Here is a 24,691-nt window from a genome sequence, read left to right on the forward strand (position 1 = left end):
AGGAGAGACCACTACTTCACGAGTCGGGAGAGCACGCGATCCGCGAGCGGCTTGCCCCCGGTCTGACAGCCCGGGCAGTACTGGAAGGTCGATTCGGCGAAGATGACCTGCCGGATCGTGTCGCCGCACACCTCGCAGGTCTCGCCCGTGCGCCCGTGCACCTTCAGTGTGCGGCGCTTCGCGTCTTTGAGCTCGGCGGGCGGGCGACCGGATGCCGCGGCCGACGCCTCGGCGAGGGTGTCGCGCATCGCGCGGTACAGCGTGTCGACCTGTTCGGGCGTGAGCTTCGCGGCGAGCGCGTACGGCGACATCTTCGCGGCGTGCAGGATCTCGTCGGAGTAGGCGTTGCCGATGCCGGCGAACACCGATTGGTCGCGCAGCACCCCCTTGATCTGCGTGCGGCGCCCGTCGAGCACCGCGGCGAAGTCCGCGAGGGCGAAGTCGGGTGCCGTCGGGTCGGGACCGAGCCGCGCGATGCCCGGCACCTCGGCCGGGTTTCGCACGACGTACACGGCGAGCGACTTCTTCGTGCCGGCCTCGGTGAGGTCGAAGCCAGATCTGTCGTCGAGCCGCACACGCAGGGCGAGCGGCGACCGACCGGGCTTGACGGGGGTCGACGGCAGCTCGTCGTACCACCGCAGCCAGCCGGCGCGCGCGAGATGGAAGACGAGATGCAGGCCGCCCGCGTCGAGGTCGAGGAACTTGCCGTGTCGGTACACCCGCTCGATGCGCTCACCCTCGAGCGCCGACAACGGCGGATCGAAGGTCTTGAGCGCCGAGATCGCCGCGACCCGCAGGGAGACGAAGGCGTGCCCCACCGCCCGCTCGCCGAGGAACGCGGCGAGCGCCTGCACTTCGGGAAGCTCCGGCACACGGCCATCCTGCACCCGACGGCCGACAACGCCACCTGAATCGTCGGGAATCGGGTGATGCGGCGGGGCTCCCGCGGGTGCATCGTGGAGTGGTGAACGGCATCGCGACCGTTCGTTCGAATCGAGGCGCGTCATGTCGGGCATCCGTGGCAGCAGGCCGTCCATCGCCGTCATCATCGCGGCCACTGCGCTCATCCTGGCCTCGTGCGTTGCCGGGGCGCCGCCGACTGCCACGAGTGCCGACCTTCCGCAGGGCGACGACCCCGTCTCACTCGACCCCGCCGACTTCACGACCGAGATCGACCATCCGTACTGGCCGATGGAGCCGGGCACGCGGTGGACCTACGTCGAACTCGACTCAGCGGGCGGCGAGCTCACCGTCGAGGTCACCGTGACGAGCGAGACGAAGCTCATCGCGAACGGGATCGAGGCACGGGTCGTCCGCGACACCGTCTCCCGCGGCGGCGAGATCGTCGAGGACACCTTCGACTGGTACGCGCAGGATGCAGCGGGCGCGCTCTGGTACCTCGGCGAGGACACCGCGGAGTTCGAGCACGGAGAGATCGTCTCGCGCGAGGGATCGTTCGAAGCCGGTGTCGACGGTGCGCTTCCGGGCATCGCGCTGCCGGCCCATCCGGTGCCCGGCATGGAGTACCGGCAGGAGTACTCCGCCGGCATCGCCGAAGACACCGGCGCGGTGCTGAGCGTCGAGGAACTCGTCGAAGTGCCCTACGGCAGGTTCGACGGCGCCCTGCTCACCCGCGACACGAATCCGCTCGAACCGGATGTCGCGGAGTTGAAGCTCTACGCTCCGGGCATCGGCCCCGTGCTGACCCTCGACATCTCTGGCGGAAGCGGGCGCGAGGAGCTCATCGACATCACGACCGTGCCCGATGGCACGAGCACGGGCCCACTCGGTTCACCCGACTGATGGTCGGAGTCAGTCGGTCGCGAAGTCGAGCTTCGAATCGGTGACCGCGATGACCGACCAGGTGCCGCCCTCGGCATCGGTGAACTCGTACGCCGGAACGACCACCACGCTGCCGTCGGGCTGCCACTGGCTCGTGAGGCCGAGACGTGCACTGACGATCTGCACGTCGTCGACGGGCCAGGCGATGGCGGCGCCCTTCGCCGGGGTGGCCGGCGGCTCGGTCGGAGGCACCCACTCCTCGGTGGTCGTCATGACCCGCTGGTCGGCGGCTGCGAACGGCATGGCGGTCATCTGGGCGCCGAACCGCAGGTCGGAGAGCCGTTCGAAGCCCTCCTGTTCGCTGACGATGTCGTAGTCGCCGATGGGGACGAGGTCGGCGAGTGCGCCGTAGGCGCTGACGATGCCGGCCTGCGTGAGTTCGAGCGACCAGGCCTGGTCGATCCGCTGCCCGTCGACGACGGGCCAGGCCTGCGCCATCCGCGTCACCGCGCCCTCCCAGGTCTCCGAGCTGTATTCGAAGGCCTCGGGATCGTGCCCGGCCGCCGCGACGAGCGAGCGCAGGGCGTCGATCGCGGCGGACTCATCGGGCAGGTCGGCGGCGGGGGTCTCGCACATCGGCATCACGGGGAGCGTCGCGTCGGGCGCGTCCGGCTGCGGCGCGACCGGCTCCGGCGCAGCCGGCCCGGTGCACTCCCACGGATTGATCTGCGGGTCGGAGTACGAGAAGCCGAGTGTGCCGTCGATGGAGACGTAGAGCGTCGGGCCGGTGCCGTCCTGCGGCCCGACGGTCCAGCCGCCGTTCTGCAGCTCGGGGGTGCCCTCGACACCGAGCACCGCGGCGAGCGCGGCGACGGTTTCGGCGTTGGAGGCGGCTCGCGCGTCGAAGGCGTAGGCGGGGGCGCTGCCCGCTGCCGTGGCGAGACCCGAGGCGCTGAAGGATCGGCGACCGTATCCGTAGGGCATCATCACGTCGCTGACCCCGGGGCCGGCCATCTTCTGCCCGCCGGCGTCGAAGGCCGAGGGTCCCTCCTGCGTCGCGCCGTCCGTGCCGGCGCCGCCTTGCAGTGAGATCGGCGGCGCCGAGGCGAGTTCGGTCGATCCGCCCGTCATCGCGCCGAGGCCGAACCCGGCACCGCCGACGATCGCGACCGCGGCGGCGACCGCGGCGACCATGAGCCAGCGCGGGCGGCGCCTGGCGCGCTCGGCGGCGAGATCCGTGACCTCGGCCTGGGCTGCCGATGCGGCGGCGGTCGCACCCACCGACGCCGTCGCCGCCACCTCCGCCGTCGCCTGCGCGATGACGTCGTCGGCGAATCCCGCGCGAGGTTCGACGCCGGCAGCGGGGTCGGCGGCGCGCAGTCGTGCGACCGGGTCGAGCTCGTTGTCGTCGTTCATGTCGAACACCCTTCGTGCGTGCGGTTCACTTGGGGATATGTCCCTCGTGGGCGCGATCTTGCAGCTCGGGAACGACCGGGCTCAGAACGTCATCCGCTCGCCCCACGCCTCGCGCAGGCGTTTGCGGGCTCGGGAGAGTGCCGCATCGGCTCCGGAACGCGAGATGCCGAGCACCTCTGCGAGTTCCTGACCGTCGAGCCCCTCCCACGCGTGCAGGAGCAGGATGCGCCGGTCGCGTTCGCCGACGCTCTCGAGCGCGCCGCGCAGCTCGGCGTCGAAGAGCACGCTGAGCTCGGGGTCGTGTTCGATGCGCACCGTCCCGCTCTCGGGCACCTCCTCGACGGGGAGATCTACGTGCTTGCGGCGGCCGTTCGCGAGCGTGAACCCGGCGGTGCGGTAGAGCCAGGGCAGCACCGCCTCGCGCGGCACGTCTGCGCGGCGACGCCACGCGGTGGCGAAGACCTCTGCGGCGAAGTCCTCGGCGTCCTGACGCGGACCCCGACGGGCGAAGTACCGCACGAGGGCGGTCGAGTGCTCGCGGACGATCCCGGTGAACCATGCCGTGTCCGTACTCGTCACGGCCGCGTCTGCGGGCTCGGGCATCGCCACCTCCTCGGCTGCGTCGGCGGGTGCTGCGGTGCTGGCGATCCTCACACCGGGTATGTGTCGCGTCAGCCGCGAGTCTTGCACGGCCCGCGCGCGAACTACTCCGCGGCTGGCAGCGGCAGCTGTTCTCCACCCGTCTGGCACGTCGGGCAGTACTGCGCGGTGGTACTCGCGAACGAGAAGTCGAGCACCGTGTCGCCGCAGACCGGGCAGGCCTCGCCCGCCCTGCCGTGCACCCGCATCGACGCGACCTTCGCGGCCTTGAGCTGGTCGATCGGCACCCCGCGTTGCCGGTCGGTCGCGCCCCTGATCATGCCGACCGTGGCATCGAAGAGGCGGTCGAGCTCGGCCTCCGTCAGCGCAGCGGCGTGCACCACGGGCGAGATCTTCGCGAGGTGCAGGATCTCGTCGGAGTAGGCGTTGCCGATGCCAGCGAGCGACTCCTGCTCCTGCAGCACGGCCTTCACCTGCTTGCGACGACCGGCGACGACCCGGTCGAAGTCGGCTCGTGCGAACCCGGCGTCGGCGGGGTCGGGCCCGAGCTTGGCGACGGCGGGCACCTCGCTCGGGTCGTCGACCACCCAGCAGCCGAGTGACACCCAGTCACCGGCATCCGTGAACTCGACGACCGTGCCGTCGTCGAAGGTCAACTCGACGAGCGTCGGCGGGGCGTCCGCGACGGCGTCGGCAGCGGATGCATCCGCCGCACTGCTGCCGTACCGTGCCCAGCCGTGCCGGCCCAGCGAGACGACGAGGTGCTGCGCATCGCCAACGGCGAGGTCGACGTGCTTGCCGCGACGGGCGGCCCCGCGCACGCGTTCGCCGCGCAGCGACGATGGTGGCCGGCTGCGCGTCTTGGCCGCACGGAACTCCACGACGTCGACGCCGGTGATCTCGCGGCCGGCCAATCGCGTGCCGAGATCCTCGACGAGCGCCTCCACCTCGGGCGACTCTGGCATGCCGTCAGCTTCGCACACCGGGCCGCAGCACAGATAGCCCCTCGACACCGGCAGCGCGGATGCCGCGCCCCCCGGCGCGGCATCCGCTCCCCCAACAGGCCTCACACCTCGGGAGGTGCGGCCTGGTCTTCGGTCCGCGTGACGCGCTGGCCCGCCACCGGATCGGTGGTCGTGCTCGTCGTGGAGATGCTCCGACGACGTCGCATCATGAAGATGAGACCGAGGATGATGACGACCGCTCCCGCGATCATCAGGATGTATCCGACGAGATCGAGGTCGATCCAGTCGACCGTGACGTTCAGCGCGAACGTGAGGACCGCGCCGATCGCCACGAGCAGAATGCCGAGGCCGATGCTCATGGTCGTACCCTCCGGTTCAGTCGTGGAATTGGGATCGCCGCTGCGCTACTTCGTGCCGTCCTCGAACGCGTCCTTGACCTTCTCAGCGGCCTGCTTCGCGTCGGCCTTGACCTGGTCGGCCTTGCCCTCGGCTTCGAGTCGCTCGTTGTCGGTGAGCTTGCCGATGCCCTCTTTGACCTTGCCGGTCATTCGTTCGGCGGTGTTGCCGAGATCGTCCTTGGCGCTCATGGCGTCCTCCTCAGGAATCGGTTCCGCCGGCGCACCTGTTCAGTGCGTCGGCTCCTCCACGGTAGGCAGGGCACCACGAGCGCGACAACGGGTTGACAACGCCAACGACGGCACCTATGGTCGCGCGCGGATGTCGGCGGGTACTGAGACACTCTCACTATGACGACGATCGAACTGCGAGAGACCCGGCACCTCGCCGTGGGCGACACGCTCGTCAGCGTCTCCGGCAGCAATTACGAGATCACGAAGCTCGCGCGCGTCGGCCGCGGCATCCGCGTGCACTATGTCGCCGACGACGGCGCTGCAGGGCGGTTCACCGCCGCACCCGAGGCCGTCAGCCGCGTGCTCGCGGGCGGGCACGACAGCCCGGCACGGCACGTCGCCTGAAGCTCTTCGGGATTCGGAGCACCAGGTGCCGCTGCAGACCCATATGATCTCGTCGTGGAATCCATCGCCGCCCGTGCCGCACTGAACCTCGACCCTGCGCTCCGGCTCACGCCCGACGGCATCGAGGCCGCCTACCGCGCGGCACTCTGGGCTCGGCATCCGTGGCGCTACCCCGATGGTGAGAGCCGGCGCTCGGCCGAGCAGTGGGCAACGACGCTCGGCGAAGCGCGCGCGACCCTGCTCGCCGAGAGTGCGGCTGACCGTGCTGCACATGCGACGACGCCCGCTTCCCGCCGAGGCCTCTCGACAGGCTGGATCGTCGGGATCGTGGCGGGCGGTACGGCGATCGTCGTCGGGCTCATCGTGGCGCTCGCGTTCGGCGTCTCGGCGCTCAGCGAGCGCGTGACCGAGCTCGCCGAACCGCCCTTCGAAGGCGGCTCCGATTCAGAGACGGTCGAGCACTACTCCGCCGCGGAGACGATGTTCGGCTTCCCGGCCGCGCTCGAGTACTACTTCGACGAACGCTACCTCGATCAGTGCTCGCTCGAGTTCGAGCAGGGGTGCTGGACGGCCGGCGTCATCCCCGAGAGCGACTGCGAGATCATGATCGTCTCGATCAGCTTCGCCTCGACTGAGGAGCAGGCGACCTCCGACTTCGACCAGACGCTCCGCTTCTTCGACGTCGTCGCCGGCGAGACCACGCCCGTCGTCTACGGCAACGACGAGTACGCCTCCTCCTGGATCCAGGACGTCACCTGCAACGAGGGGTCCGTGTAGCAGCGAGTCGAGGGCGCTCCTCAATCGCCGTTCGCGGTGATCTCGTCTTCGAGGAACGCGGTGCCGAACACATCGATGTCGAGCTGCCCCAACGAAACGAGGAGATCGGCAGGCATCACGAAACCGCCTTGCGTCGAATCCGAATCGCCGCTCCACCAGATTCGTAGTTCGCAGTCATCGCGGAGATGGTGGAGCGCTTCACGGTTCGGTGCGAGCACGTCGACCAGGCGTCGCAAGGATCCCATGCCGGTGTGATCACCGGATTCACGCGGATCATCCGTCAGATCGAGCGTCCAGACGGCGCGGAGTGCCGAGGAACGCCTCTGCCGCTCGGCACTCGGCTCGATTCCGAGCCGTCGAGTGATCTCATCTCTGTTCAGGCGTGTGCTGTGAATGGCGAGCGATGCCCGGTTCCATCGGATCATTCGATGCAGTCCGATCGGTCAAGGGCTCAAACGAAGACCGGCGAGAGGAACCGCCGCTCGTAGCGCCGGATGCACTTCGTCGCGACGGCGAACTCGTAAGCCTCGATGCACTCGGGGTCGTCGGCGGCGGCCAGCCGGTACTGCTCGTAGTCGGCGAGCGACGGGAACGTGAACAGCGCGAACGCCTCGTCGCTGTCGCCTTCACTCGGGAGGAAGTAGCCGTGATGCGTGCCGCCGAGCCTGTTGACGAGGCGGATCCAGCGCTCCCCGTACTCGCGGAACTCGGCGATCTTGTCGGCATCGATCTCGTAGCGCAGGTGCACGGTGATCATCAGGGGGCGACTCGTTTCTGTCGGGCGGTGTGCTCTGCGAGACGCGGAGCTCGCGAACGAGTATTTCAGGCCGGGCCGAGTTCGTCCCGCGTGATGAAGACCGATCGCTCGTCGATCTCGGCGCCGAGCGACGGTACGTGGCGAGCGCCGCCGCGTTGTCGCGCTCAGTGCCCGTCCACATGCCGCGGCACCCGAGTTGCACCGCGACGTCGCGCAACGCGAGAAGCAGCGCCTTCGCGATGCCGCGGCGACGCCAGGCCTCGTCGACGCCGAGTTCGTAGACGAACATCTCGGCATCCTTGTCGGGATGCCGCATCTCGACGCCCGACACGAAGCCGACGCCTGCGCCGTCGGGGCCTGTCGCCTCCGACTCACGTACCCTGAAGCACAGGCCGCGATTCGCGCGCGCCGACGAAAGGCTCCCCGTGAACATCACCCTGCTTCGACGTTTCGTGGCAGTCGCCGAGGAGCTGCACTTCCCGCGGGCCGCAGCCGCCCTCGGAATCCCGCTCGCTTCGCTCTACTCGTCGATCGAGAAGCTCGAGGCCGAGGTCGGGCACCCGCTCTTCACTCGGCAGGGCGAGACCCAGTTGACCAAGGTCGGAGTCCTGTTCCTCGAGGAGGCCAGGGCGGAGATCGCCGCGGCGCCCGCTCCCGCCGAGAAGCCCGTGGTGAAGGCCGGCGGCAAGGCGAAGGCCTCGAAGGGCAAGGGCCGTGCCCCCATCGTGAAGGGGAAGCCGAAGCCGTACAAGAAGCGCCAGGGTCGCTGACCCGAGAAGCGTCTCTCTCTAGGCTGGCGCCATGACCGTGAGAATGGACAACGTCGGCATCGTCGTCGAGGATCTCGCCGCGGCGATCGAGTTCTTCCGCGAACTCGGACTCGAACTCGAAGGTGAAGCCGTCGTCGAGGGAGAGTGGGCCGGACGCGTCACCGGCCTGGGTCATCAGCGCGTCGAGATCGCGATGATGCGCACACCCGACGGCCACAGCCGGATCGAGCTCTCGCGCTTCCTCGAGCCGTCCGTCGTCGCCGATCACCGCAACGCCCCGGTGAACGCCCTTGGCTACCTGCGCGTCATGTTCGCGGTGGACGACATCGATGAGACCCTCGGCCGCCTGCGCGAGCACGGCGCAGAACTCGTCAGCGCGGAAGTGGTGCGATACGAAGAGGCCTACCGGCTCTGCTACGTCCGCGGGCCCGAAGGCATCCTCATCGGACTCGCCCAGGAGCTCGACAACGCCGACACGTGAGTCAGAACGACGCCGAACCTACATGTCGACGCGGAACTCGACCGCGTTCGGATGGTCATGGAGTATTCCGACGCTCACCAGGCGCGCCCGCGCAGATCGACGTCCCCGACAGGCCAGTCATCGGCGGTTGATTCGAGCGGGAGGATCAGGATCGGCTGCCCTGGAGCGGCTTCTACCGGCAATCCTTCGCGAGAGATCGACCGCTCGGCTGCCGAGATCCGGTACCACCCGCCGGATTCGTAGAATGGCACGACCTTCTCTCTGCAGCCGAGGAAGCCGAACTCGATACCACCGGCGTCCACCATCGTCTGCTTCGCGCAGGCCATCAGCCGATTCCCCAGCCCTTGCCCTCGAACGCGCTCAGAGATCAGCACTCCACCGACACCGGCGATCTCGACCTCACCCTGACCGACCTCGATCGTTCGTCGTTCCCAACCGACATGGCCGACCACGCTTTCACCGACGCGAGCAATCGCATGAACATCATGAGGGGCGTAGCCGTACGGCCGATCGATATCCCACGCGCCGAAGTCGCGGAGATACTCCGCGTCGAACAGCTTTCGGAGCTGATCGACATCGCGCGAGGACAACGCGTTGTGAGCAATGGACACGATTGAGATCTTCGTCATGCGTCCTTCAGCGGCGTGATCGCCGCGATCTCATCCCTCAACGCACGCCGTTCGAGGCGCAGCTCAGAACTGTCGAGGCGCAGCTCAGAACTGCGGTACTGCTCATGCCAGATCCGCTCGGTGTCCGGACTCCCGAACGATCTGATCACGAGATCAGGACACGCTTCATCGAGCATCGTCACCAAGCGTCACGTTCGCATCCAACCACAGTGGGTCGGGACACCGAAGCTCACCGAGTGCCACCCGCGACGTCTCCTCGGCGCACCGCGAACCGCGAAGCGCACGCAGGCTCAGGCCTTCTTGACGACGCTCGACTTCAGCTGAGTCGGGCCGATGCCGTCGACCTTGCAGTCGATGTCGTGGTCGCCGACACCGTCGATGAGCCGGATGCCTCGCACCTTCGTGCCCACCTTGATGACGGTCGACGAGCCCTTGACCTTCAGGTCCTTGATGACCGTGACGGTGTCGCCGTCGGCGAGCACATTGCCCACGGCATCGGTGATGACGCGCGGGCCCGGCTCCGCGGCATCCGCTGCAGCCTCATCGGCGACCCACTCGTGCCCGCACATGGGGCAGACGAGCAGGGCACCCATCTCGTAGGTGTGCTCGCCCGAGCATTCAGGGCAGATCGGAAGCGCGTCGCTCATACGTTGAAGCGGAACTCGACGACGTCGCCGTCGTGCATGACATAGTCCTTGCCCTCCATGCGGGCCTTGCCCTTCGCGCGGGCCTCGGCGACCGAACCGGTCTCGACGAGGTCGGCGAAGGAGATGACTTCGGCCTTGATGAAGCCGCGCTCGAAGTCGGTGTGGATGACGCCGGCCGCCTGCGGCGCCTTGGCGCCCTTCGGGATCGTCCAGGCGCGCGACTCCTTGGGGCCCGCCGTCAGGTAGGTCTGCAGGCCGAGCGTGTCGAAGCCGATGCGGGCGAGCTGGTCGAGGCCCGACTCGTCCTGACCGGTCGAGGCGAGCAGCTCGGCGGCGTCGACCGGGTCGAGGTCGATGAGTTCCGACTCGATCTTCGCGTCGAGGAACACGGCCTCGGCGGGCGCGACGAGCGCTGCGAGCTCCGCCTTCTTCGCGTCATCGGTCAGCACCGTCTCGTCCACGTTGAAGACGTAGATGAAGGGCTTGGCCGTCAGCAGGCCGAGCTCCTTGATGGGGCTCAGGTCGACGGATGCCGCGGAGAGGGGCGTGCCCTTCTGCAGCTCCTCCTGCGCGGCCTTCGCGGCGTCGAGCACCGAGGGGTCGAGCTTCTTGCCCTTGATCTCCTTCTCGAAGCGCGGGATGGCGCGCTCGAGAGTCTCGAGGTCGGCGAGGATCAGCTCGGTGTTGATGGTCTCCATGTCGGACTTCGGGTCGACGGTGCCCTCGACGTGCACGACGTCGGAGTCCTCGAAGCCGCGCACGACCTGCGCGATCGCGTCGGCCTCGCGGATGTTGGCGAGGAACTTGTTGCCCAGCCCCTCACCCTCCGAGGCACCGCGCACGATGCCGGCGATGTCGACGAACGACACTGCGGCGGGCAGGATGCGCTCCGAGCCGAAGATGCCGGCGAGGGTCTCGAGCCGCGGATCGGGCAGGTTCACCACGCCGATGTTCGGTTCGATCGTCGCGAACGGGTAGTTGGCCGCGAGCACCTGGTTCTTGGTCAGCGCGTTGAACAGGGTCGACTTGCCGACATTCGGGAGACCGACGATTCCGATAGTGAGAGCCACGGGGGTCTATCGTACCGGCCGGCACCTCCGAGACTGTCCGGGCGCCTCCTCAGACCCGGGATCGACCGTTGCCGACCCAGCCGGTAAGTGGTAACTTACGGTTCGTGGAGGCTTACCAAGTCCTGAATGCACTCGGCGACCCGACCAGGCGTCGCATCATCGAGCTGCTCGGTGATCGGCCCCACGCGGTCGGTGAACTCGCCGAGCGCCTGCCCGTGAGCAGGCCCGCGGTCTCGCAGCATCTGCGGGTCCTCGCCGAGAGCGGACTCGTCGCACGGGAGTCGGTCGGCACGCGCAACGTGTACCGCCTCGACGACCCGGGTGTCGACGCGCTCCGCTCATGGCTCGACGGATTCTGGACGACCGCCCTCACTCGCTTCGCCGGGCAGGCGGAGCAGGAATCAAGGAGTCCGTCATGAAGCACACGAGCATCGACGCGATCGTGAAGACCGTCCGCGTCCCGCTCCCCCAGTCCGAGGCGTTCGCCCTGTTCACCGCACGGATGTCGTCGTGGTGGCCGCTCGACACCCACTCCGTGGGCAAGGCGGACGCCGTCGACGTCGCCTTCCCCGCGCAGGTGGGCGGCGAGATCGTCGAACGGCTGCGAGACGGCGGCTCCAGCGTGTGGGGCACCGTCACGCGCTGGGATCCGCCCGCCGGGGTGGCGTTCACCTGGCATCCGGGCGGCTCGCCCGACGAGGCGACTTCGGTCGACGTCGGCTTCGAACCCGATGACGGCGGCACGGTCGTGCGCCTCACGCACGACGGATGGGTGCGCCGCGGCGACGGCGATGCCGCTCGGCCCGGGTACGACACTGGCTGGGATCTCGTGCTCGGCCGTTTCACCGCCGCCGCCTGAGCGAGTTCCGGCACGTTCCTGGTGCCCGCCCGCGAGGCCTACCGCGGCGTCGGGTGGGTCGCGGCATCCGCTCGCCCTGCCCGACCGACCCTGAGCGTCAGGTACACGCCGAGCAGCACGAGCGCGCCGCCCGCCATCGCGATGGGTTCGAGCGACTGCCCGAGCGCCACGGCGATGAGCACCGTGAAGACCGGCAGCAGGTTCAGGAAGATGCCGGCGCGGGCCGGACCGACGGCGCCTGATCCGAGGTTCCAGAGGGCGTAGCCCAGCATCGACGGGAAGATCACGATGTAGACGAGCCCCGCGATGCTGCCCGCGGTGGTGGGCAGGGTGACGCCGACGACGGCGACGAGGGGCAGCATCGTCACGACCGCGAACACGGACTGCACGGCGGTGGCCGTGATCGGCGGGGTGCGAAGGCGCCGGGCCACGATCGAGTAGGCGGTCCAGACGATGACGGATGCCACGACGAGCAGATCCCCGACACGGAACCCCTGCTCGAGCACGGCCAGCACGTCGCCGCCCGTGAGCACGAGCGTGACGCCCGCGAAGGCGACCACGAGCCCGACGATCTGCAGTCCGCGGAGCCGCTGGTGCAGGAAGATCGCCGCGGCGAGCGCGATCGTCGCCGGGTTGATCGCGGAGATGACCGAGGCGTTCACCGCGCCGGTGAGCCCGAGCGCGCTGTAGAGGAAGAGTGTGTACCCCGTGAGGCCGAGCGCCGACTGCAGCAGGTGCAGCGGCCACTCGCGCACTGCAGCCCGCCAGTCGGGCCGTTCGATCGCCCAGGCGAGCACGAGCAGCGGGATCGCGGCGAACACCCAGCGCCAGAACGTGAGCGAGACGGGCGAGATCTCGGCGGTCACCATCTCGCCGAAGACGTAGTTGCCCGCCCAGAACAGGTTGGCGAGCGCGAGTGCCAGGTACGCCCGTCCGCGATGCATCAGGTCAGGATACGGTCTCGCTCGGGCCGGATCGCGCCGGTCGCGTCGTCGAGCACCGTCGTGAGTGCGGTCTCTCGTTCAGTTCGCGAGCACGGCGCGGAAACAGCGCGTCACGTACGGCACGACGAGCTCGTCGGCGCCGGCGAGGTCGGGGTGCGTCGACAGCAGCGTCTCGAGCGCGACGATGGTCGCGTGCTGCTCCTCGGGCGACGCCGTGATGAAGTAGCTGCGCGAACGCACGAGGTCGAGGAACCCCTCCCGCGACATCCGGGCACCCCATTCGACGGTGTGCTCGGCGATCTCGCCGAACGGCGGCCCGACCTGCACGTAGCTCTCGAAGGTGGCGCTCGCGTCGTGCCGCTCGTGCATGATCTCCCCGGCCTCGCGGAGCCAGTCGACGCGGGTGTCGCGGCTGTTCCAGACGAGGCCGAGCACACCGCCCGGACGCAGCACCCGTGCGATCTCGGGGATCGCGCGATCGGGCTGGAACCAGTGCCACGCCTGCCCGGCGACGACCGCGTCGACCGCGTCGTCTTCGATCGGGATGTCCTCGGCCGTGCCGAGGAGGCGCGGCACCCCGGGCACCGCCACCTCGAGCTCCTCGAGCATCTCCTCGACGGGGTCGACCGCGATCACCTCGCGGTCGAGGGCGACGAGCGCCTCGGTGAGCTTGCCGGTGCCGGCGCCGAGGTCGAGCACGCGCGTCGCGTCGCCGATCAGCCAGGCGATCGCCTCGGTCGGGTAGCCGGGCCGGGCCTGATGGTAGACGGATGCCGCTGCGCCGAACGATCGCGCACTCTCGAGCGTCGCGGGGTCGGACGGGTCGGCGACGAGTCCGTGCTCGCGGGGCTTCGAGGCCTCGGGTCGATCGTTCATCGCGATTGCTCTCCTCACATCGCCCCGGCCGACCCGGGTCACCGCCATTCCACGCCCTGCCCGGGGCATCCGTCAACCTCGGCGTTCGCGGCGCGGGTGGCGGGCGGTGTCGGCCCGGCGTGCGACGATGCCTGTGTGCCAGTGGACTTCACCGCGATCGACTTCGAGACCGCCAATTCGTCGAGTGCGTCGGCCTGCTCAGTGGGGCTCGTGAAGGTGCGGGCGGGGCGCGTCGTCGAGCGGGAGCACCGCTACATCCGTCCGCCGTTCCCGCACAACGAGTTCTCGGAGTGGAACATCCGCATCCACGGCATCACGCCCGAGATGGTCGCCCGCGCCGACGACTGGTCGGTGCACCTGCCGGCGCTCCGCGAGTTCGCCGGCGATGACATGCTCGTGGCCCACAACGCGGGCTTCGACATGGGCGTCATCGCGAAGACCTCGACCGCCCTCGGCCTCGAGGTGCCCGACTTCCGCTACCTCTGCAGCCTGCAGGTCGCCCGGCGCACCTACCACCTCGACTCCTACCGCCTGCCCGTCGCGGCGATGGCTGCGGGCTTCGAGGGCTTCTCGCACCACGACGCGCTCGCCGACGCCGAGGCCTGCGCCGCGATCATGGTGCACGCTGCGGCCCGGCACGAGGTCGACGACCTCGACCGGCTCGCGCACATCACCCGGGTGAAGATCGGCGCGATCGGCCCGGTCGCCACGCGCGACGACCGTGCGGCGCACGGTCCCATGGCGCTGCAGTAGCGGCCCGCCGGGGCATCGGCCCGCGGATGTCGGCGGGCACTGCGACACTGTGGGCATGGACATCCTCGCCCTCGTCATCGGCCTCATCGTCGGCATCGCGCTCGGCGCCCTCGTGGCCGCGCTCGTGCTGCAGCGCCGCGCGGCGCAGGTCGCCGCCGGGGCCCCGGTCGCCGAAGACCCGGCACTCGTCGAAGCCCGCATGCAGGCCCGGCTCGCCGAGGTGCGCGTCGGTGAGGAGGCCGCGAAGGCGGTGCTCCGAGAAGAGCTCGCCTCGACGCAGGCGACGGCAGAGGCGCTCCGCGAGCAGATCCTCTCCGCACAGCACCAGTACCGCGAGCTCGTGGAGCGGCAGCGCGCCGAGGTCCAGGCCCGCGAGGCGCGCGACGCCGCAGAGAGCAAAGTCCTCCAGGCCCTCGCCCCGGTGAAGCAGTCGCTCACCGAGATGCAGTCCAAGGTGACCCAGCTCGAGAGCCAGCGCAGCCTCCAGCACGGCGAGCTGACCCAACAGTTGAAGTCCGCCGCGGAGTCCGAGGAGCGGCTGAGGTCGACGGCGGAGTCCCTGGCATCGGCGCTTCGCTCGAACAGCACGCGCGGTGTCTGGGGCGAGACGCAGCTGCGCAGCGTCGTCGAGGCCGCCGGTCTCATCGAGCGAGTCGACTTCGACGTGCAGTCGAGCATCACGAGCGACTCCGGCCACGGCCGCCCCGACATGGTCGTGCGCCTGCCCGGCGGCAAGTCGATCGCGGTCGACGCGAAGGTGCCGTTCAACGCCTACCTCGAGGCGAGCCAGATTCCCGCCACCGCGAGCGGGGCGGAGGGTGCGCGACGCGCCGAGTTCATGAAGCAGCACGTCGCCGCCGTTCGGGCGCACATCACGGCGCTCGGCTCGAAGGGGTACTGGAACGGCCTCGACGCCTCCCCCGAACTCGTCATCGCGTTCATCCCGAGCGAGTCGCTCGTCTCCGCAGCCATGGAGGCCGACCCGACCATCATGGAGTTCGCGTTCTCGAAGCGGGTCGCCCTCGCCTCGCCGGTCACCCTGTGGTCGGTGCTGAAGACCGTCGCGTTCTCGTGGCAGCAAGACGTGCTCACGAACGAGGCGAAGACGTTGTTCGACCTCAGCCGCGAGCTGTACTCGCGCCTCTCGACGACGGCGAGCCACATCGAGAAGCTCGGCCGCACCATCGAGCGCAGCGTGAAGGACTACAACGCGTTCGTCGGTTCCCTCGAACGGCAGGTGCTGCCGACCGCCCGCAAGCTCGGCGCGCTCGACGAGTCGAAGGTGCTCGCGCCCCTCACGGGCATCGAAGAAGCGCCCCGCGAGCTCACGGCGTACGAACTGGTCGCAACGTCCGGCGCCGACCTCGACCCCGAGCTGCGTCGCCAACTCGAGAACCCCGCAGACGCTGACTGAACCGCTCCGCGCCGGCCATCTCGACTAGTCGTAGTACAGGTCGAGGCCTAGTCGTAGTACAGGTCGAGGCTCTCGCTCAGTCGGTCGCGTTCCTGCAGCCGGCGACCCGCGCCCTTGGCACTCGCCGTCGTCAGGGTGACGAGCACATGGATCACGAGCGCGACCGTGGTCGGCGAGTTGGCGAACGAGGCGCTCTCGGTGTCGACGATGAGCAGCTCCTGGGCCACGTCGGCGAGCGGGGCATCGGCTGAATCGGTGATGACGATCAACGTTCCTCCGGCCTCCGCGAACCGCCGGGCGATGTCAACCGTGTACTTGCGGTACCGCGAGAGCGAGATCGCCACGAGCACATCGGTCGAGCGGACGTCGCTCAGCACGTCGAGCGGCCGCACGATCGTGCCGTCGATGAGGGACACGTTGGCGAGCCCGGCGCTCAGGTCCATCGCGAGCAGCGACGCGTAGGTGAACGACTTCGCCGCGCCGAGGATGAATCGACGACGCGATGCCACGATCGTCGCGGCGATGCGCTCGAAAGCACCCTCTTCGTGAGCCCAGTCGAGCGCCGCGAGGAAGTGCTCGCGCTCCTGTTCCACGATGCGCCGCTTGAGCAGGAGCGCAGAGCGCCGCTGCACGCGCGCGTCGTATCGTTCGTGCGGACTCCCGAGTTCGTCTGACGCCATGTCATCCCTTCCGATGCAATCGTGCACGGTCGAGGGCGGTGCCAGCGACAGCGACACCCGTGCAGAGCCCCGGACTGGGGGCGTTCTCGGCGTCGTACCGTTCGCAGACCGCCCTCTCGCGGTCGTTCATCGGCTCACCCTGCAATGACGAGCTCGGGCGTCGGCCCGGCCGACAACGTCCCCTGCACCCCGAGCGGGACGCTCGAGGCACGAGGTCCGTGACCGAAGCCGAGCTCCCACACGAGCGGGATGCCGAGCGGAGCAAGCAACTCCTCTGCGAGGGCGCGGACCTCGGCGAGATCGCCGCACCCCTTCCAGCTCCCGAGAGCGATGCCGGCGACTCCGTCGAACCAGCCGGCCCGGAGCAGCGAGGTCAACAGGCCGTCCAGCCGGTACGGCTCCTCGTCGACGTCTTCGAGCAACGCGATGCACCCGCTGTGGTCTGCGACCGGCCGGCCGTGAGCTCCGAGCGTCATCGCGAGCAGGCTGAGGTTGCCGCCGATGATCCGGCCATGCGCCTCGCCGGCCACGATCGTCTCGGCGTCCGGCGCGGTGAACGTTCGACCCGACGCGGGCTCGAAGACGGCTCTCCGGAGGCTCTCGACGGCATCGGGGTCGTCGAGCAGGTCCGCGGTCGCCGTCATCGGCGTGAACCAGGTCGCCAGTCCCAGCCGCTCGAGCCAGTACTCGTGGATGCCCGTCACATCCGAACTGCCGCACAGCGGCTTCGGGGTCGCGGCAGCGAGCGCCTCGTGGTCGAGAAGGTCGATCATCCGAACGGAGCCGTATCCGCCACGAGCGCAGAACACGGCGTCGATCGTCTCGTCGCACCAGGCATCCTGCAGGTCGGCAGCGCGCTGCGAGTCAGAGCCTGCGAGATAGCGCGCACGCGGATGCTCCGCCGTCGCGCTCGGGTACACGACGGGTTCGAGCCCCCACTCCACGAGCAGTTCGAGCGAGCGGGCAAGCAACTCCGACGGTGGCGGCCCGCTCGGCGCGACGAGGGCGACGCGCGCGCCGGGGCTGAGTGGGCCGAGTTCGGTCGTGGTCATCCGGGCTCCAGATCTTCATGGCTTGGCAACTTACGTTCCGCATGGCACCCCATTCATGGCGCCGCGATCGGCAGTGATTCGCGGTTTCGCGCCCGGCGTACACCGAGGCGGACGGTCGCTGTACGCAGGCGTTGCTCGATGATACGGTGCGTAACAGGCCGTTGAGCATCGTTTCAGCATCGAGAGCCGCAAACGACGTGAGGAGCCGCGATGACCGAGCGATGGAACGTGCAGGGGCTCGACGAGGCGATCTCGGCGGACCTGGCCGACCTCGGCTCCGTCGAATGGTCGGCGGCAGTCGCCGACGCGAGCACCGGTGCACTGCTGTGGTCCCACCACCCCGATCGGGTGCTCAAGACCGCGAGCGTCGGGAAGGTGTTCCTGCTCATCGAGGCGGCACGTCAGGCGGAGACCGGCGAGCTCGATCTGGATGAGCTCGTGGAGCGCCGTCCCGAAGATCTCGTCGCCGACTCCGGGCTCTGGCATGTGCTCGACGCAGGAGCGCTGAGCATCCGCGACGCCTGCGCCCTGATCGGAGCCGTGAGCGACAACCTGGCCACCAACGTGCTCGTACGCCGGCTCGGCATCGACCGCATCGGTGAGACCGGCCGAGCGCTCGGCTTCGCGTCGTCGGCATTGCTCGACCGGGTGCGAGATGACCGCGGCCCGCAGCATCCGCCGACGCTCTCGCGCGGCAACGCGGCCGAACTCGTACGCCTGATGGCCGACCTCTCCCAGGGGCGCATCGTCTCTCGGCAGGTCTCGGCCCGAGTGCTCGGGTGGCTCGCGCTCAACACCGACCAGTCGATGGTCGCCGCACCGTTCGGCGTCGATCCGCTCGCCCACACCGAACCGGACAACGGATTCCTGCTGCGCAACAAGACCGGCACCATCAGCACCGCGCGCATCGACATCGGAGTCTGCGACATCGTCGACGGCGCTGGGCTCGCTTGGGCGGTGCTGGCGAACTGGCACGACGCGATCGACCGTCGCGATGCGGTGCTCGAGCGCATGACGGCGATCGGGGCCGAACTCCGCGGCGCCCTCGAGCGATCGGTCACGGCCCGCCCGACCGACGGGTGAGGCCCGCTCAGCCGACGAGCACGCTCAGCACGTTGCCTGCTGGATCGGTGAACCACGCGATGTCCGGGCCCTGGCCGCTGGCCGAGCCTCGCGCGATGCCGCGTTCGTCGGTGCCGAAGTCGTCGGGCGCGGTGTAGATCTTCGTCACCACACCCGCCGCGTTCAGCTCGTCGACCGCGCGGTCGATGTCGTCGACCACGAGGTTCAAGATCGTGAAGCTCGCCGGCTCGTGGTTCGGCTTCGGGTAGATGAAGACCCCCTGGCCCGACGGCAGCGTGATGCGCAGTGCACCCGCGCCGGGTTCGTCGCCCACCGGCAACCCCAGTCTCGTGCCGTAGAACTCGCGGGCCGCCTCGACGTCGTCGACGCTGAACCCCGGAAACGCATCTCGAACCGTGACCATCGTGAACCCCTCTCACCGATAGGTGCGCCACTCGTGCGCGTGCGCACCTCGACGCCCAGACTCGCACGCGGCCCGGCAGACGTCGACCCCTGACAGGGCGTTAACCGGGTTCAGGGTCGGTGCGCGCGCCGAACTCACGGTCGTGCGGCTCGTCGACGGGCGGCTCGAAGCCGGCAGCGGCCTCTGCGCCAGTCACCGGCTCGGCGTCGAGCATCGCGTCGAGCGGGTGCGCGAGCTCGTCCTGCCCGAGGCGGGCGAACGCCAATGTGCCGATCGCGAGCAACGGCGACACGAGGCCGGCGATGAGGAACGCCGGCGCGATGCCGATCCACTCGCCCACCGGGCCCGCGACGGCCATCGAGATCGGCATGAGCGCGAGCGAGACGAAGAAGTCGAGGCTCGACACCCGGCCGAGCATCGCGGGCGGCACGCGTCGCTGCAACAACGTGCCCCACACGACGCTCGCGCCCGAGAACAGCAGGCCGCAGATGAAGAGCGCCACGACCATCACCCAGAGCCACGAGGTGAATCCGATGATCGCGAGCGGGAGGCATCCGAAGCCCCACGCAAGGATCATGAGCGTCAGGTAGCGCCGCGGCAGTCGCATGGACGCGACCGCGAGCGAACCGATCGCCCCGCCGACGCCGAACGCGGCGAGCGCGAGGGCGAACGCCCCGGCGCCGCCACCGGTCTGGTCCTTCACGGCGAACGGCAGGAGCACCTCGATCGGGCCCATGATGACGAAGACCAGCAGGATCGAGAAGACGAGCGTCGCGAAGAGCCATCGCGTGCGGAGGAGGTAGGCGAAGCCGTCGCCCAGGTCGATGAAGGTCTGGCGCACCGGATGCACCGGCGGCCCGTCGAGCACCCGTCGCACGGGAGTCGTGCGCATCACGCCGAGCACCGCCGCGGCGACGACCTGGAGGACCGCGACGACCGCGAACGCGAGCCACGGCCCCTGCAGTGCGATCAGGGCGCTCGCGATCGCGGGACCGGCGGCGTTCATCACCGACGGCCGCAGCACGCCCTCGATGCCGTTGGCGGCGAGCAGCTGCCCCTCGGGCAGGATGGCCGGCAGCCAGGCCGAGTAGGCGGGGTAGAAGAATCCGTCGGCGATGCCGAGCGCGAACGAGATGACGGCGATGTGCCACACCTCGATTTGCCCGCTGATCGCGAGGAACGCCGCCACCGAGAAGCCGACGCCGCGCACGACCTCGACCGTGAGCAGGATGCGCCGCTGCGGGATGCGGTCGGCGGCGACACCGCCGAAGAGCACCGCGAGCACGAGCCCGAGGCTCGACCCGACGGCCACGAACGAGAGGTCGACGGGCGTGCCGCCGAGTTCGACGACCTGCCAGACGGCGGAGACGATCCATGCTCCGGCGCTCAGCAGGGACGCCGCGAGCGCCGTCGTGAGCAGCCGGTACTGGCCCGATCCGAAGGGTCGGAGGGCGCGCGGGAGTCGAGCGGCGGTGGTCACCTGTCCATCATGTCTCGGGCCACCGTCATGGGTGGTGCGCCCGGAGCGAACGCTCGCACCGGTGCCGGTTCGCCGCCGAGCGGACAGTTGTCGTCGCTTCACCTGCGCGATCTGCGACGACTCGTGTCATCTCGACGGCTGGTCACGCACCATCCGCCACGCCTGCCGGCGCGTCACAGCATGTCGTCGACGAGCCACTTCTCGATCAGGTGGTCGGCCCGCACGCGGCGGATCGTGCCGGACTTGCCGCGCAGCACGATCGACTCGGTGCGAAGGATCGGGCCCTTACGCGAGACGCCGTCGATGAGCTCGCCGTCGGTCACGCCCGTCGCGACGAAGAAGGTGTTGTCGCCCTTCACGAGGTCGTCGAGCTCGTAGACCTGGTCGCAGTCGAGGCCGGCCGCCTCGCCGCGGGCGCGCTCCGCGTCGTCCTTCGGCGCGAGGCGGCCCTGCATGAAGCCGCCGAGCGCCTTGATCGCGCACGCGGTGGTGATGCCCTCGGGGCTGCCGCCGATGCCGACGCACATGTCGATGCGCGAGTCGTAGCGTGCCGCGTTGATGCCGCCCGCGACGTCGCCGTCGCTGATGAGCCGGGTGCCGGCGCCTGCGGCGCGGATGTCGGCGATGAGCTGCTCATGACGAGGACGGTTGAGCACGGCGACGCGCATCTCGCCGACCTGCTTGCCCTTGGCCGCGGCGAGCGCCCGCAGGTTCTCGCCGATGGGCTTGCGGATGTCGACGACACCGATGCCCGCTGCATCCGTGACGATCTTGTCCATGTAGAAGACCGACGAGGCGTCGAGCATGGTGCCGCGATCGGAGACGGCGATCACCGAGAGCGCGTTCTGGCGCCCGGCCGCCGTGAGCGAGGTGCCGTCGATCGGGTCGACCGCGATGTCGCAGGCAGGGCCGCGCCCGTTGCCCACGCGCTCCCCGTTGAAGAGCATCGGGGCTTCGTCCTTCTCGCCCTCGCCGATGACGACGACGCCGTCGAAGTTCACCGTGCCGAGGAAGGCGCGCATCGCGTCGACCGCCGCGCCGTCGGCGCCGAGCTTGTCGCCCCGACCGATCCACGGGTACGAACGGATCGCCGCGGCCTCGGTGGCGCGCACGAGTTCGAGTGCGATGTTGCGGTCGGGGTGCAAGAACAGGCTTGCGGTGTCGGTGCTCACCATCGAGGGTCCTCCCGGACGCTAGTGCGGCCGGCCAGTCGGGCGGCCATGGAACGATTCCTCAAGCCTATGCAGCACGCCCACTGATCTCGCCCGTTTTCCGCGCGGAGGCGATGAAAGAATGTGCATTCTTAACCTGACGTTCAGGGCGCGCCGGCGCGCCGGGCCGCGCGCCGAGCCGGGCGCCTCACTCGGTGCGCACCTCGCCGACGACCGCGGCGACGCCCGGCCCCGCGTGCCAGGTGCTCACCACGGCCTCACCGCCCGGCATCGTTCGCACGCCGGGCATGACCACGCCGCCCGGTGCACACCCGGTCACCGCGCTGAGGAACACCCAGGCCGGCGCGCTGCAGAGCTCGCCGAGCGACCAGACGCGATCGAGCGCGAGGCCGCCGGCCAGCAGTCGCTCCCGCTCCCCGCCCGACTGGGGCGCGAGTCGCGCCCACATCGAGCCGCCGAGCGCGCGCACTGCCGCTGCGGTCAGCACGCCCTCCGGCGCCCCGCCGATGCCCGAAACGAGGTCGAGCCCAGCTCCGCCGCCTGCCGCACGCAAGCTCCGCTCGACGTCGCCGTGCACGAAGAGCTCGACGGATGCCCCTGCCGCCCGCGCCTCGGCGACGAACCCCTCGTTCCTCGGCCGCTCCTGCACGGCGACCCGCACCTCGGACGGCGCGATGCCCCGCGCCGCCGCGATGCGGGCGACGAGTTCGCCGACGGAGGCGCCGGCCGGGGCATCCGGAAGCCACGTGACGTGCTTCTCGAGGTAGTGGGCGGCGCCGAGCGCGGCGAGCGCACCGCGCGGCGCCACCGCGAGCACGGCCATCGCACCGGGCGCTCCCGACGCGGCGAGTCGCGTGCCGTCGACCGGGTCCACGGCGAGATCGAGCGCGGGCGCATCACGGCCGGCGCGTCCGAACCGCTCGCCCACGAAGAGCATGGGCGCCTCGTCCTTCTCCCCCTCGCCGACCACGACGACCCCGTCGACGTCGAGCCCGCCGAGCGCAGTGCGCAGCGCCCGCACGGCGAGCGCGTCGACGCCGTGGCCGTCGCCCGAGCCGACGAGGGGCGCTGCGGCGAGAGCGGCGAGCGCTGTCGCGCGGCGGAATCCGTCGACGAGTCCGAGTTCGGCGAGGCGGAGCGGGTCGGTCGGCACGCGTCCATCCTGCCCTCCCCGAGCGGCGCTCACCCCGCTACCGCGGAGATCTGCGCGAATACGGATGCATCTGCGGCACGGGATCCGAATCTGCGCAGATCTCCGAATCCGGCGACACCTGAGCACACCTCGGCAAGTCGGTAGACTCGACGCCAAACCCACTGTCGTCCGAAGGAGCACCATGCCCATCGCCACCCCTGAGCAGTACGCCGAGATGCTGGACACCGCGAAGGCCAAGGGCTTCGCGTTCCCGGCCTTCAACGTCTCCTCCTCGCAGACGCTCAACGCGGTGCTGCAGGGCCTCACCGAGGCGGGCTCCGACGGCATCATCCAGGTCACCACCGGCGGCGCCGACTACTTCGCCGGCCACACGGTGAAGGCCCGCGCCACCGGCGCCCTCGCGTTCGCGAAGTTCGCCCACGAGGTCGCCAAGAGCTACCCCATCACGGTGGCGCTGCACACCGACCACTGCCCGAAGCCCGCCCTCGCCGACTTCGTCTTCCCGCTCATCGAGGCCTCCGAGGCCGAGGTCAAGGCCGGCCGCAACCCGATCTTCCAGTCCCACATGTGGGACGGCTCGGCCGTGCCGCTCGCCGAGAACCTCGAGATCGCCAAGGAGATCCTCCCCCGCATGAAGGCGATCAACGCCATCCTCGAGGTCGAGATCGGCGTCGTCGGCGGCGAGGAGGACGGTGTCAGCCACGACATCAACGACAGCCTCTACACGACGCTCGACGATGCGATCGCGACCGTCGAGGCGCTCGGCCTCGGCGAGCAGGGCCGCTACATGGCCGCCCTCACCTTCGGCAACGTGCACGGCGTCTACGCACCCGGCAACGTGAAGCTGCGCCCCGAGCTCCTGAAGGAGATCCAGGACGGCCTCGCCGCGAAGTACAGCCTCGGCGCGAAGCCCCTCGACCTCGTCTTCCACGGCGGTTCGGGCTCGACCGACGCCGAGATCGCCGAGGCCGTCGCGAACGGCGTCGTGAAGATGAACATCGACACCGACACGCAGTACGCCTACACGCGTGCGATCGCCGACTACATGCTCAAGAACTACGACGGCGTGCTGAAGGTCGACGGCGGTGTCGGCAACAAGAAGCAGTACGACCCGCGCGCCTGGGGCAAGATCGCCGAGACTGCCATGGCCGCACGCGTCGGCGAGTCGACGCGTCAGCTCGGTTCCGCCACCCAGTCGATCAGCGCGTAAGGCACGGATGTCGCAGCACGAGGCCGCTCGAACGCCCGACGAGTCGGGCGACGCCGCAGCGATGCACGCCGAGGCGGCGACCCCGCCCACGGTGCCGTCGCCGCCCCGCGACGAGCGGCCTCGTCCGCAGTACGGCGAGTACGCCCCCGAAGGGTGGACCTGGACGCCGCCCGTCGATGAGCGCGCCGCGGCGAGCGCGGCGGCCGCAGCGGCTGCGGTCGCTGCGCCGGTGGCAGCCCCCGGTTCCACCGCCGTGGGTTCCGCGGCAACCCGCGCACACCCGATCGATCGCATGTGGACGATCACGCTGCTCGTGTTCGGCGTGTTCGGCGCGCTCTACAACAGCCTGGCGCTCTTCCAGCTGCCGACGACGGCCCTCGAGTCGGCGAAGCTCTCGGCATCGATGCTCGGCATCGACGGCCCGGCCGACTTCACTCCCGGCCCCGCCGTGCCCGTGTTCATCTTCGTCGGCATCGCCCTGCAGGTCGCGCTGTGGCTCGGGGCACTGCTCTGGTCACGGGCGCGGATGCGAGCCGGCCGCATGGCGTGGTGGATCCCGCTCGTCGCGGGCGTCGCGGCGTTCATCGTCGTGGTGATCGTGGGCATGCTCGTGTTCGCGAGCGACCCGGCCTTCCTGCAGTCGTTGGCCCCCGCCCAGCCGTAGGCCGAGTCGGCAGCAGGCTGCTTCGCCGCAGCGCCTCATCCAACCGTCGAAGTCCGCCCTCCAATAGTTTCGGAAGGGCG

33 protein-coding genes are annotated in these 24,691 nt (G+C 69.7%); 12 read left to right on the plus strand and 21 right to left on the minus strand.

What is annotated here, in order from left to right; translation table 11 throughout:
- Positions 1 to 11 precede the first annotated feature (11 nt).
- A complete protein-coding gene (locus ASE14_RS19150) occupies positions 12 to 872 on the minus strand; it encodes an Fpg/Nei family DNA glycosylase (RefSeq protein ID WP_056659374.1) in 861 nt (286 codons plus the stop codon).
- Positions 873 to 1,005: 133 nt separating this feature from the next.
- Between ASE14_RS19150 and ASE14_RS19155 the strand changes: the two genes are divergently transcribed.
- Complete coding sequence (locus ASE14_RS19155) at positions 1,006 to 1,803, plus strand: hypothetical protein (protein ID WP_056658851.1); 798 nt, start codon at positions 1,006 to 1,008, stop codon at positions 1,801 to 1,803.
- Between the two features lie 9 nt (positions 1,804 to 1,812).
- Here the strand turns inward: ASE14_RS19155 and ASE14_RS19160 are convergent, their stop codons facing one another.
- The 5 genes from ASE14_RS19160 to ASE14_RS19180 all read right to left on the minus strand — a co-directional run bounded on the left by ASE14_RS19160 (position 1,813) and on the right by ASE14_RS19180 (position 5,350).
- Positions 1,813 to 3,198 carry a hypothetical protein gene (locus tag ASE14_RS19160; protein WP_157373095.1) on the minus strand — a complete coding sequence of 462 codons (1,386 nt, stop codon included), beginning with the start codon at positions 3,196 to 3,198 and terminating at the stop codon, positions 1,813 to 1,815.
- 81 nt (positions 3,199 to 3,279) lie between these two features.
- Positions 3,280 to 3,801: an RNA polymerase sigma factor gene (locus tag ASE14_RS19165; RefSeq protein ID WP_056659376.1), complete on the minus strand. Its 522-nt coding sequence runs from the start codon at positions 3,799 to 3,801 to the stop codon at positions 3,280 to 3,282.
- Between the two features lie 101 nt (positions 3,802 to 3,902).
- Positions 3,903 to 4,763, minus strand: a complete 861-nt coding sequence (locus ASE14_RS19170) for a DNA-formamidopyrimidine glycosylase family protein (RefSeq protein WP_056658857.1) — start codon at positions 4,761 to 4,763, stop codon at positions 3,903 to 3,905.
- Between the two features lie 101 nt (positions 4,764 to 4,864).
- On the minus strand, positions 4,865 to 5,122 hold the full coding sequence (locus tag ASE14_RS19175; protein WP_056658860.1) for a DUF6458 family protein: 258 nt from the start codon (positions 5,120 to 5,122) through the stop codon (positions 4,865 to 4,867).
- A 45-nt stretch (positions 5,123 to 5,167) separates the two neighbouring features.
- Complete coding sequence (locus ASE14_RS19180) at positions 5,168 to 5,350, minus strand: CsbD family protein (protein WP_056658862.1); 183 nt, start codon at positions 5,348 to 5,350, stop codon at positions 5,168 to 5,170.
- A 159-nt stretch (positions 5,351 to 5,509) separates the two neighbouring features.
- Here ASE14_RS19180 and ASE14_RS19185 point away from each other — a divergent pair, with 159 nt between their 5' ends.
- Both ASE14_RS19185 and ASE14_RS19190 read left to right on the plus strand, forming a co-directional pair.
- The gene (locus ASE14_RS19185; protein ID WP_056658865.1) at positions 5,510 to 5,737 is read left to right on the plus strand and encodes a hypothetical protein; all 228 of its coding nucleotides are present in this window, start codon (positions 5,510 to 5,512) and stop codon (positions 5,735 to 5,737) included.
- 54 nt (positions 5,738 to 5,791) lie between these two features.
- Positions 5,792 to 6,514 carry a hypothetical protein gene (locus ASE14_RS19190; protein ID WP_056658870.1) on the plus strand — a complete coding sequence of 241 codons (723 nt, stop codon included), beginning with the start codon at positions 5,792 to 5,794 and terminating at the stop codon, positions 6,512 to 6,514.
- A gap of 20 nt (positions 6,515 to 6,534) precedes the next feature.
- Here ASE14_RS19190 and ASE14_RS19195 read toward each other — a convergent pair whose 3' ends face one another.
- Genes ASE14_RS19195 through ASE14_RS21315 form a run of 3 tightly spaced genes read right to left on the minus strand, consistent with a single transcriptional unit; the run spans position 6,535 to position 7,704 of the window.
- Positions 6,535 to 6,939, minus strand: coding sequence for a DUF4279 domain-containing protein (locus tag ASE14_RS19195; protein WP_056658873.1), 405 nt, complete (start codon positions 6,937 to 6,939; stop codon positions 6,535 to 6,537).
- Between the two features lie 26 nt (positions 6,940 to 6,965).
- Positions 6,966 to 7,256, minus strand: coding sequence for an NIPSNAP family protein (locus ASE14_RS19200; protein ID WP_235511501.1), 291 nt, complete (start codon positions 7,254 to 7,256; stop codon positions 6,966 to 6,968).
- The gene (locus ASE14_RS21315; protein ID WP_235511490.1) at positions 7,141 to 7,704 is read right to left on the minus strand and encodes an N-acetyltransferase; all 564 of its coding nucleotides are present in this window, start codon (positions 7,702 to 7,704) and stop codon (positions 7,141 to 7,143) included. The genes ASE14_RS19200 and ASE14_RS21315 overlap by 116 nt, the downstream gene beginning before the upstream one ends.
- Between ASE14_RS21315 and ASE14_RS19205 the strand changes: the two genes are divergently transcribed.
- Positions 7,697 to 8,041, plus strand: coding sequence for a LysR family transcriptional regulator (locus ASE14_RS19205; RefSeq protein ID WP_056658879.1), 345 nt, complete (start codon positions 7,697 to 7,699; stop codon positions 8,039 to 8,041). The two genes, ASE14_RS21315 and ASE14_RS19205, sit on opposite strands and share 8 nt — an antisense overlap.
- A gap of 31 nt (positions 8,042 to 8,072) precedes the next feature.
- A complete protein-coding gene (locus tag ASE14_RS19210; protein WP_056658882.1) occupies positions 8,073 to 8,522 on the plus strand; it encodes a VOC family protein in 450 nt (149 codons plus the stop codon).
- A gap of 74 nt (positions 8,523 to 8,596) precedes the next feature.
- On the opposite strand, the gene ASE14_RS19215 is transcribed toward ASE14_RS19210, so the two are convergent.
- The 4 genes from ASE14_RS19215 to ychF form a co-directional block, all read right to left on the minus strand.
- On the minus strand, positions 8,597 to 9,151 hold the full coding sequence (locus tag ASE14_RS19215; RefSeq protein ID WP_056658885.1) for a GNAT family N-acetyltransferase: 555 nt from the start codon (positions 9,149 to 9,151) through the stop codon (positions 8,597 to 8,599).
- Positions 9,148 to 9,333, minus strand: a complete 186-nt coding sequence (locus tag ASE14_RS19220; protein WP_056658888.1) for a hypothetical protein — start codon at positions 9,331 to 9,333, stop codon at positions 9,148 to 9,150. The genes ASE14_RS19215 and ASE14_RS19220 overlap by 4 nt, the downstream gene beginning before the upstream one ends.
- Before the next feature lie 108 nt (positions 9,334 to 9,441).
- On the minus strand, positions 9,442 to 9,798 hold the full coding sequence (locus ASE14_RS19225) for a zinc ribbon domain-containing protein YjdM (protein WP_056658890.1): 357 nt from the start codon (positions 9,796 to 9,798) through the stop codon (positions 9,442 to 9,444).
- A complete protein-coding gene (gene ychF / locus ASE14_RS19230) occupies positions 9,795 to 10,868 on the minus strand; it encodes a redox-regulated ATPase YchF (protein ID WP_056658894.1) in 1,074 nt (357 codons plus the stop codon). The genes ASE14_RS19225 and ychF overlap by 4 nt, the downstream gene beginning before the upstream one ends.
- Positions 10,869 to 10,972: 104 nt before the next feature.
- Here ychF and ASE14_RS19235 point away from each other — a divergent pair, with 104 nt between their 5' ends.
- The gene (locus ASE14_RS19235; protein WP_056658897.1) at positions 10,973 to 11,287 is read left to right on the plus strand and encodes a helix-turn-helix transcriptional regulator; all 315 of its coding nucleotides are present in this window, start codon (positions 10,973 to 10,975) and stop codon (positions 11,285 to 11,287) included.
- Positions 11,284 to 11,727 (plus strand): SRPBCC domain-containing protein, encoded by a 444-nt coding sequence (locus ASE14_RS19240; RefSeq protein WP_200953391.1) that lies wholly within the window; start codon positions 11,284 to 11,286, stop codon positions 11,725 to 11,727. Before ASE14_RS19235 ends, ASE14_RS19240 begins: the two co-directional genes overlap by 4 nt.
- Positions 11,728 to 11,765: 38 nt before the next feature.
- On the opposite strand, the gene ASE14_RS19245 is transcribed toward ASE14_RS19240, so the two are convergent.
- Entirely contained in the window at positions 11,766 to 12,671 is a 906-nt protein-coding gene (locus ASE14_RS19245) for a DMT family transporter (RefSeq protein ID WP_056658900.1), read from the minus strand.
- 78 nt (positions 12,672 to 12,749) lie between these two features.
- The gene (locus ASE14_RS19250; RefSeq protein ID WP_056658903.1) at positions 12,750 to 13,547 is read right to left on the minus strand and encodes a class I SAM-dependent methyltransferase; all 798 of its coding nucleotides are present in this window, start codon (positions 13,545 to 13,547) and stop codon (positions 12,750 to 12,752) included.
- 135 nt (positions 13,548 to 13,682) lie between these two features.
- Here ASE14_RS19250 and ASE14_RS19255 point away from each other — a divergent pair, with 135 nt between their 5' ends.
- Positions 13,683 to 14,300: an exonuclease domain-containing protein gene (locus tag ASE14_RS19255; protein ID WP_056658906.1), complete on the plus strand. Its 618-nt coding sequence runs from the start codon at positions 13,683 to 13,685 to the stop codon at positions 14,298 to 14,300.
- Between the two features lie 55 nt (positions 14,301 to 14,355).
- Positions 14,356 to 15,714, plus strand: coding sequence for a DNA recombination protein RmuC (gene rmuC, locus ASE14_RS19260; protein ID WP_056658909.1), 1,359 nt, complete (start codon positions 14,356 to 14,358; stop codon positions 15,712 to 15,714).
- A 47-nt stretch (positions 15,715 to 15,761) separates the two neighbouring features.
- Here rmuC and ASE14_RS19265 read toward each other — a convergent pair whose 3' ends face one another.
- Together ASE14_RS19265 and ASE14_RS19270 are read right to left on the minus strand one after the other, a co-directional pair.
- On the minus strand, positions 15,762 to 16,394 hold the full coding sequence (locus ASE14_RS19265; RefSeq protein ID WP_056658912.1) for a MurR/RpiR family transcriptional regulator: 633 nt from the start codon (positions 16,392 to 16,394) through the stop codon (positions 15,762 to 15,764).
- Positions 16,395 to 16,528: 134 nt separating this feature from the next.
- Entirely contained in the window at positions 16,529 to 17,446 is a 918-nt protein-coding gene (locus ASE14_RS19270) for an LD-carboxypeptidase (RefSeq protein WP_056658915.1), read from the minus strand.
- 210 nt (positions 17,447 to 17,656) lie between these two features.
- On the opposite strand from ASE14_RS19270, the gene ASE14_RS19275 reads away from it, so the two are divergent.
- Positions 17,657 to 18,529, plus strand: a complete 873-nt coding sequence (locus ASE14_RS19275) for a serine hydrolase (RefSeq protein WP_056658918.1) — start codon at positions 17,657 to 17,659, stop codon at positions 18,527 to 18,529.
- A gap of 7 nt (positions 18,530 to 18,536) precedes the next feature.
- Here the strand turns inward: ASE14_RS19275 and ASE14_RS19280 are convergent, their stop codons facing one another.
- The 4 genes from ASE14_RS19280 to ASE14_RS19295 form a co-directional block, all read right to left on the minus strand.
- Positions 18,537 to 18,932, minus strand: coding sequence for a VOC family protein (locus tag ASE14_RS19280; RefSeq protein WP_056658921.1), 396 nt, complete (start codon positions 18,930 to 18,932; stop codon positions 18,537 to 18,539).
- A 100-nt stretch (positions 18,933 to 19,032) separates the two neighbouring features.
- Entirely contained in the window at positions 19,033 to 20,412 is a 1,380-nt protein-coding gene (locus ASE14_RS19285) for an MFS transporter (RefSeq protein ID WP_082601073.1), read from the minus strand.
- A gap of 173 nt (positions 20,413 to 20,585) precedes the next feature.
- Positions 20,586 to 21,587, minus strand: a complete 1,002-nt coding sequence (gene glpX, locus ASE14_RS19290) for a class II fructose-bisphosphatase (RefSeq protein ID WP_056658924.1) — start codon at positions 21,585 to 21,587, stop codon at positions 20,586 to 20,588.
- 184 nt (positions 21,588 to 21,771) lie between these two features.
- Entirely contained in the window at positions 21,772 to 22,737 is a 966-nt protein-coding gene (locus tag ASE14_RS19295) for a fructose-bisphosphatase class II (RefSeq protein ID WP_056658927.1), read from the minus strand.
- Between the two features lie 181 nt (positions 22,738 to 22,918).
- Here ASE14_RS19295 and fbaA point away from each other — a divergent pair, with 181 nt between their 5' ends.
- Positions 22,919 to 23,947, plus strand: coding sequence for a class II fructose-bisphosphate aldolase (fbaA, locus tag ASE14_RS19300; protein ID WP_056658929.1), 1,029 nt, complete (start codon positions 22,919 to 22,921; stop codon positions 23,945 to 23,947).
- 7 nt (positions 23,948 to 23,954) lie between these two features.
- Complete coding sequence (locus tag ASE14_RS19305) at positions 23,955 to 24,611, plus strand: DUF6264 family protein (RefSeq protein WP_056658932.1); 657 nt, start codon at positions 23,955 to 23,957, stop codon at positions 24,609 to 24,611.
- Positions 24,612 to 24,691 lie beyond the last annotated feature (80 nt).

The organism is Agromyces sp. Root81, from assembly GCF_001429165.1.
Lineage (GTDB): Bacteria > Actinomycetota > Actinomycetes > Actinomycetales > Microbacteriaceae > Agromyces.

What these genes read in the sequence shown, in the direction of transcription:
- ASE14_RS19155 (WP_056658851.1), top strand. Translation starts at nt 1,006, where the DNA reads ATGTCGGGCATCCGTGGCAGCAGGCCGTCCATCGCCGTCATCATCGCG.
- ASE14_RS19160 (WP_157373095.1), bottom strand. Translation starts at nt 3,198, where the DNA reads ATGAACGACGACAACGAGCTCGACCCGGTCGCACGACTGCGCGCCGCC.
- ASE14_RS19165 (WP_056659376.1), bottom strand. Translation starts at nt 3,801, where the DNA reads ATGCCCGAGCCCGCAGACGCGGCCGTGACGAGTACGGACACGGCATGG.
- ASE14_RS19170 (WP_056658857.1), bottom strand. Translation starts at nt 4,763, where the DNA reads ATGCCAGAGTCGCCCGAGGTGGAGGCGCTCGTCGAGGATCTCGGCACG.
- ASE14_RS19175 (WP_056658860.1), bottom strand. Translation starts at nt 5,122, where the DNA reads ATGAGCATCGGCCTCGGCATTCTGCTCGTGGCGATCGGCGCGGTCCTC.
- ASE14_RS19180 (WP_056658862.1), bottom strand. Translation starts at nt 5,350, where the DNA reads ATGAGCGCCAAGGACGATCTCGGCAACACCGCCGAACGAATGACCGGC.
- ASE14_RS19185 (WP_056658865.1), top strand. Translation starts at nt 5,510, where the DNA reads ATGACGACGATCGAACTGCGAGAGACCCGGCACCTCGCCGTGGGCGAC.
- ASE14_RS19195 (WP_056658873.1), bottom strand. Translation starts at nt 6,939, where the DNA reads ATGATCCGATGGAACCGGGCATCGCTCGCCATTCACAGCACACGCCTG.
- ASE14_RS21315 (WP_235511490.1), bottom strand. Translation starts at nt 7,704, where the DNA reads ATGTTCACGGGGAGCCTTTCGTCGGCGCGCGCGAATCGCGGCCTGTGC.
- ASE14_RS19210 (WP_056658882.1), top strand. Translation starts at nt 8,073, where the DNA reads ATGACCGTGAGAATGGACAACGTCGGCATCGTCGTCGAGGATCTCGCC.
- ASE14_RS19215 (WP_056658885.1), bottom strand. Translation starts at nt 9,151, where the DNA reads ATGACGAAGATCTCAATCGTGTCCATTGCTCACAACGCGTTGTCCTCG.
- ASE14_RS19225 (WP_056658890.1), bottom strand. Translation starts at nt 9,798, where the DNA reads ATGAGCGACGCGCTTCCGATCTGCCCTGAATGCTCGGGCGAGCACACC.
- ASE14_RS19240 (WP_200953391.1), top strand. Translation starts at nt 11,284, where the DNA reads ATGAAGCACACGAGCATCGACGCGATCGTGAAGACCGTCCGCGTCCCG.
- ASE14_RS19245 (WP_056658900.1), bottom strand. Translation starts at nt 12,671, where the DNA reads ATGCATCGCGGACGGGCGTACCTGGCACTCGCGCTCGCCAACCTGTTC.
- ASE14_RS19250 (WP_056658903.1), bottom strand. Translation starts at nt 13,547, where the DNA reads ATGAACGATCGACCCGAGGCCTCGAAGCCCCGCGAGCACGGACTCGTC.
- rmuC (WP_056658909.1), top strand. Translation starts at nt 14,356, where the DNA reads ATGGACATCCTCGCCCTCGTCATCGGCCTCATCGTCGGCATCGCGCTC.
- ASE14_RS19265 (WP_056658912.1), bottom strand. Translation starts at nt 16,394, where the DNA reads ATGGCGTCAGACGAACTCGGGAGTCCGCACGAACGATACGACGCGCGC.
- ASE14_RS19270 (WP_056658915.1), bottom strand. Translation starts at nt 17,446, where the DNA reads ATGACCACGACCGAACTCGGCCCACTCAGCCCCGGCGCGCGCGTCGCC.
- ASE14_RS19275 (WP_056658918.1), top strand. Translation starts at nt 17,657, where the DNA reads ATGACCGAGCGATGGAACGTGCAGGGGCTCGACGAGGCGATCTCGGCG.
- ASE14_RS19280 (WP_056658921.1), bottom strand. Translation starts at nt 18,932, where the DNA reads ATGGTCACGGTTCGAGATGCGTTTCCGGGGTTCAGCGTCGACGACGTC.
- glpX (WP_056658924.1), bottom strand. Translation starts at nt 21,587, where the DNA reads ATGGTGAGCACCGACACCGCAAGCCTGTTCTTGCACCCCGACCGCAAC.
- fbaA (WP_056658929.1), top strand. Translation starts at nt 22,919, where the DNA reads ATGCCCATCGCCACCCCTGAGCAGTACGCCGAGATGCTGGACACCGCG.
- ASE14_RS19305 (WP_056658932.1), top strand. Translation starts at nt 23,955, where the DNA reads ATGTCGCAGCACGAGGCCGCTCGAACGCCCGACGAGTCGGGCGACGCC.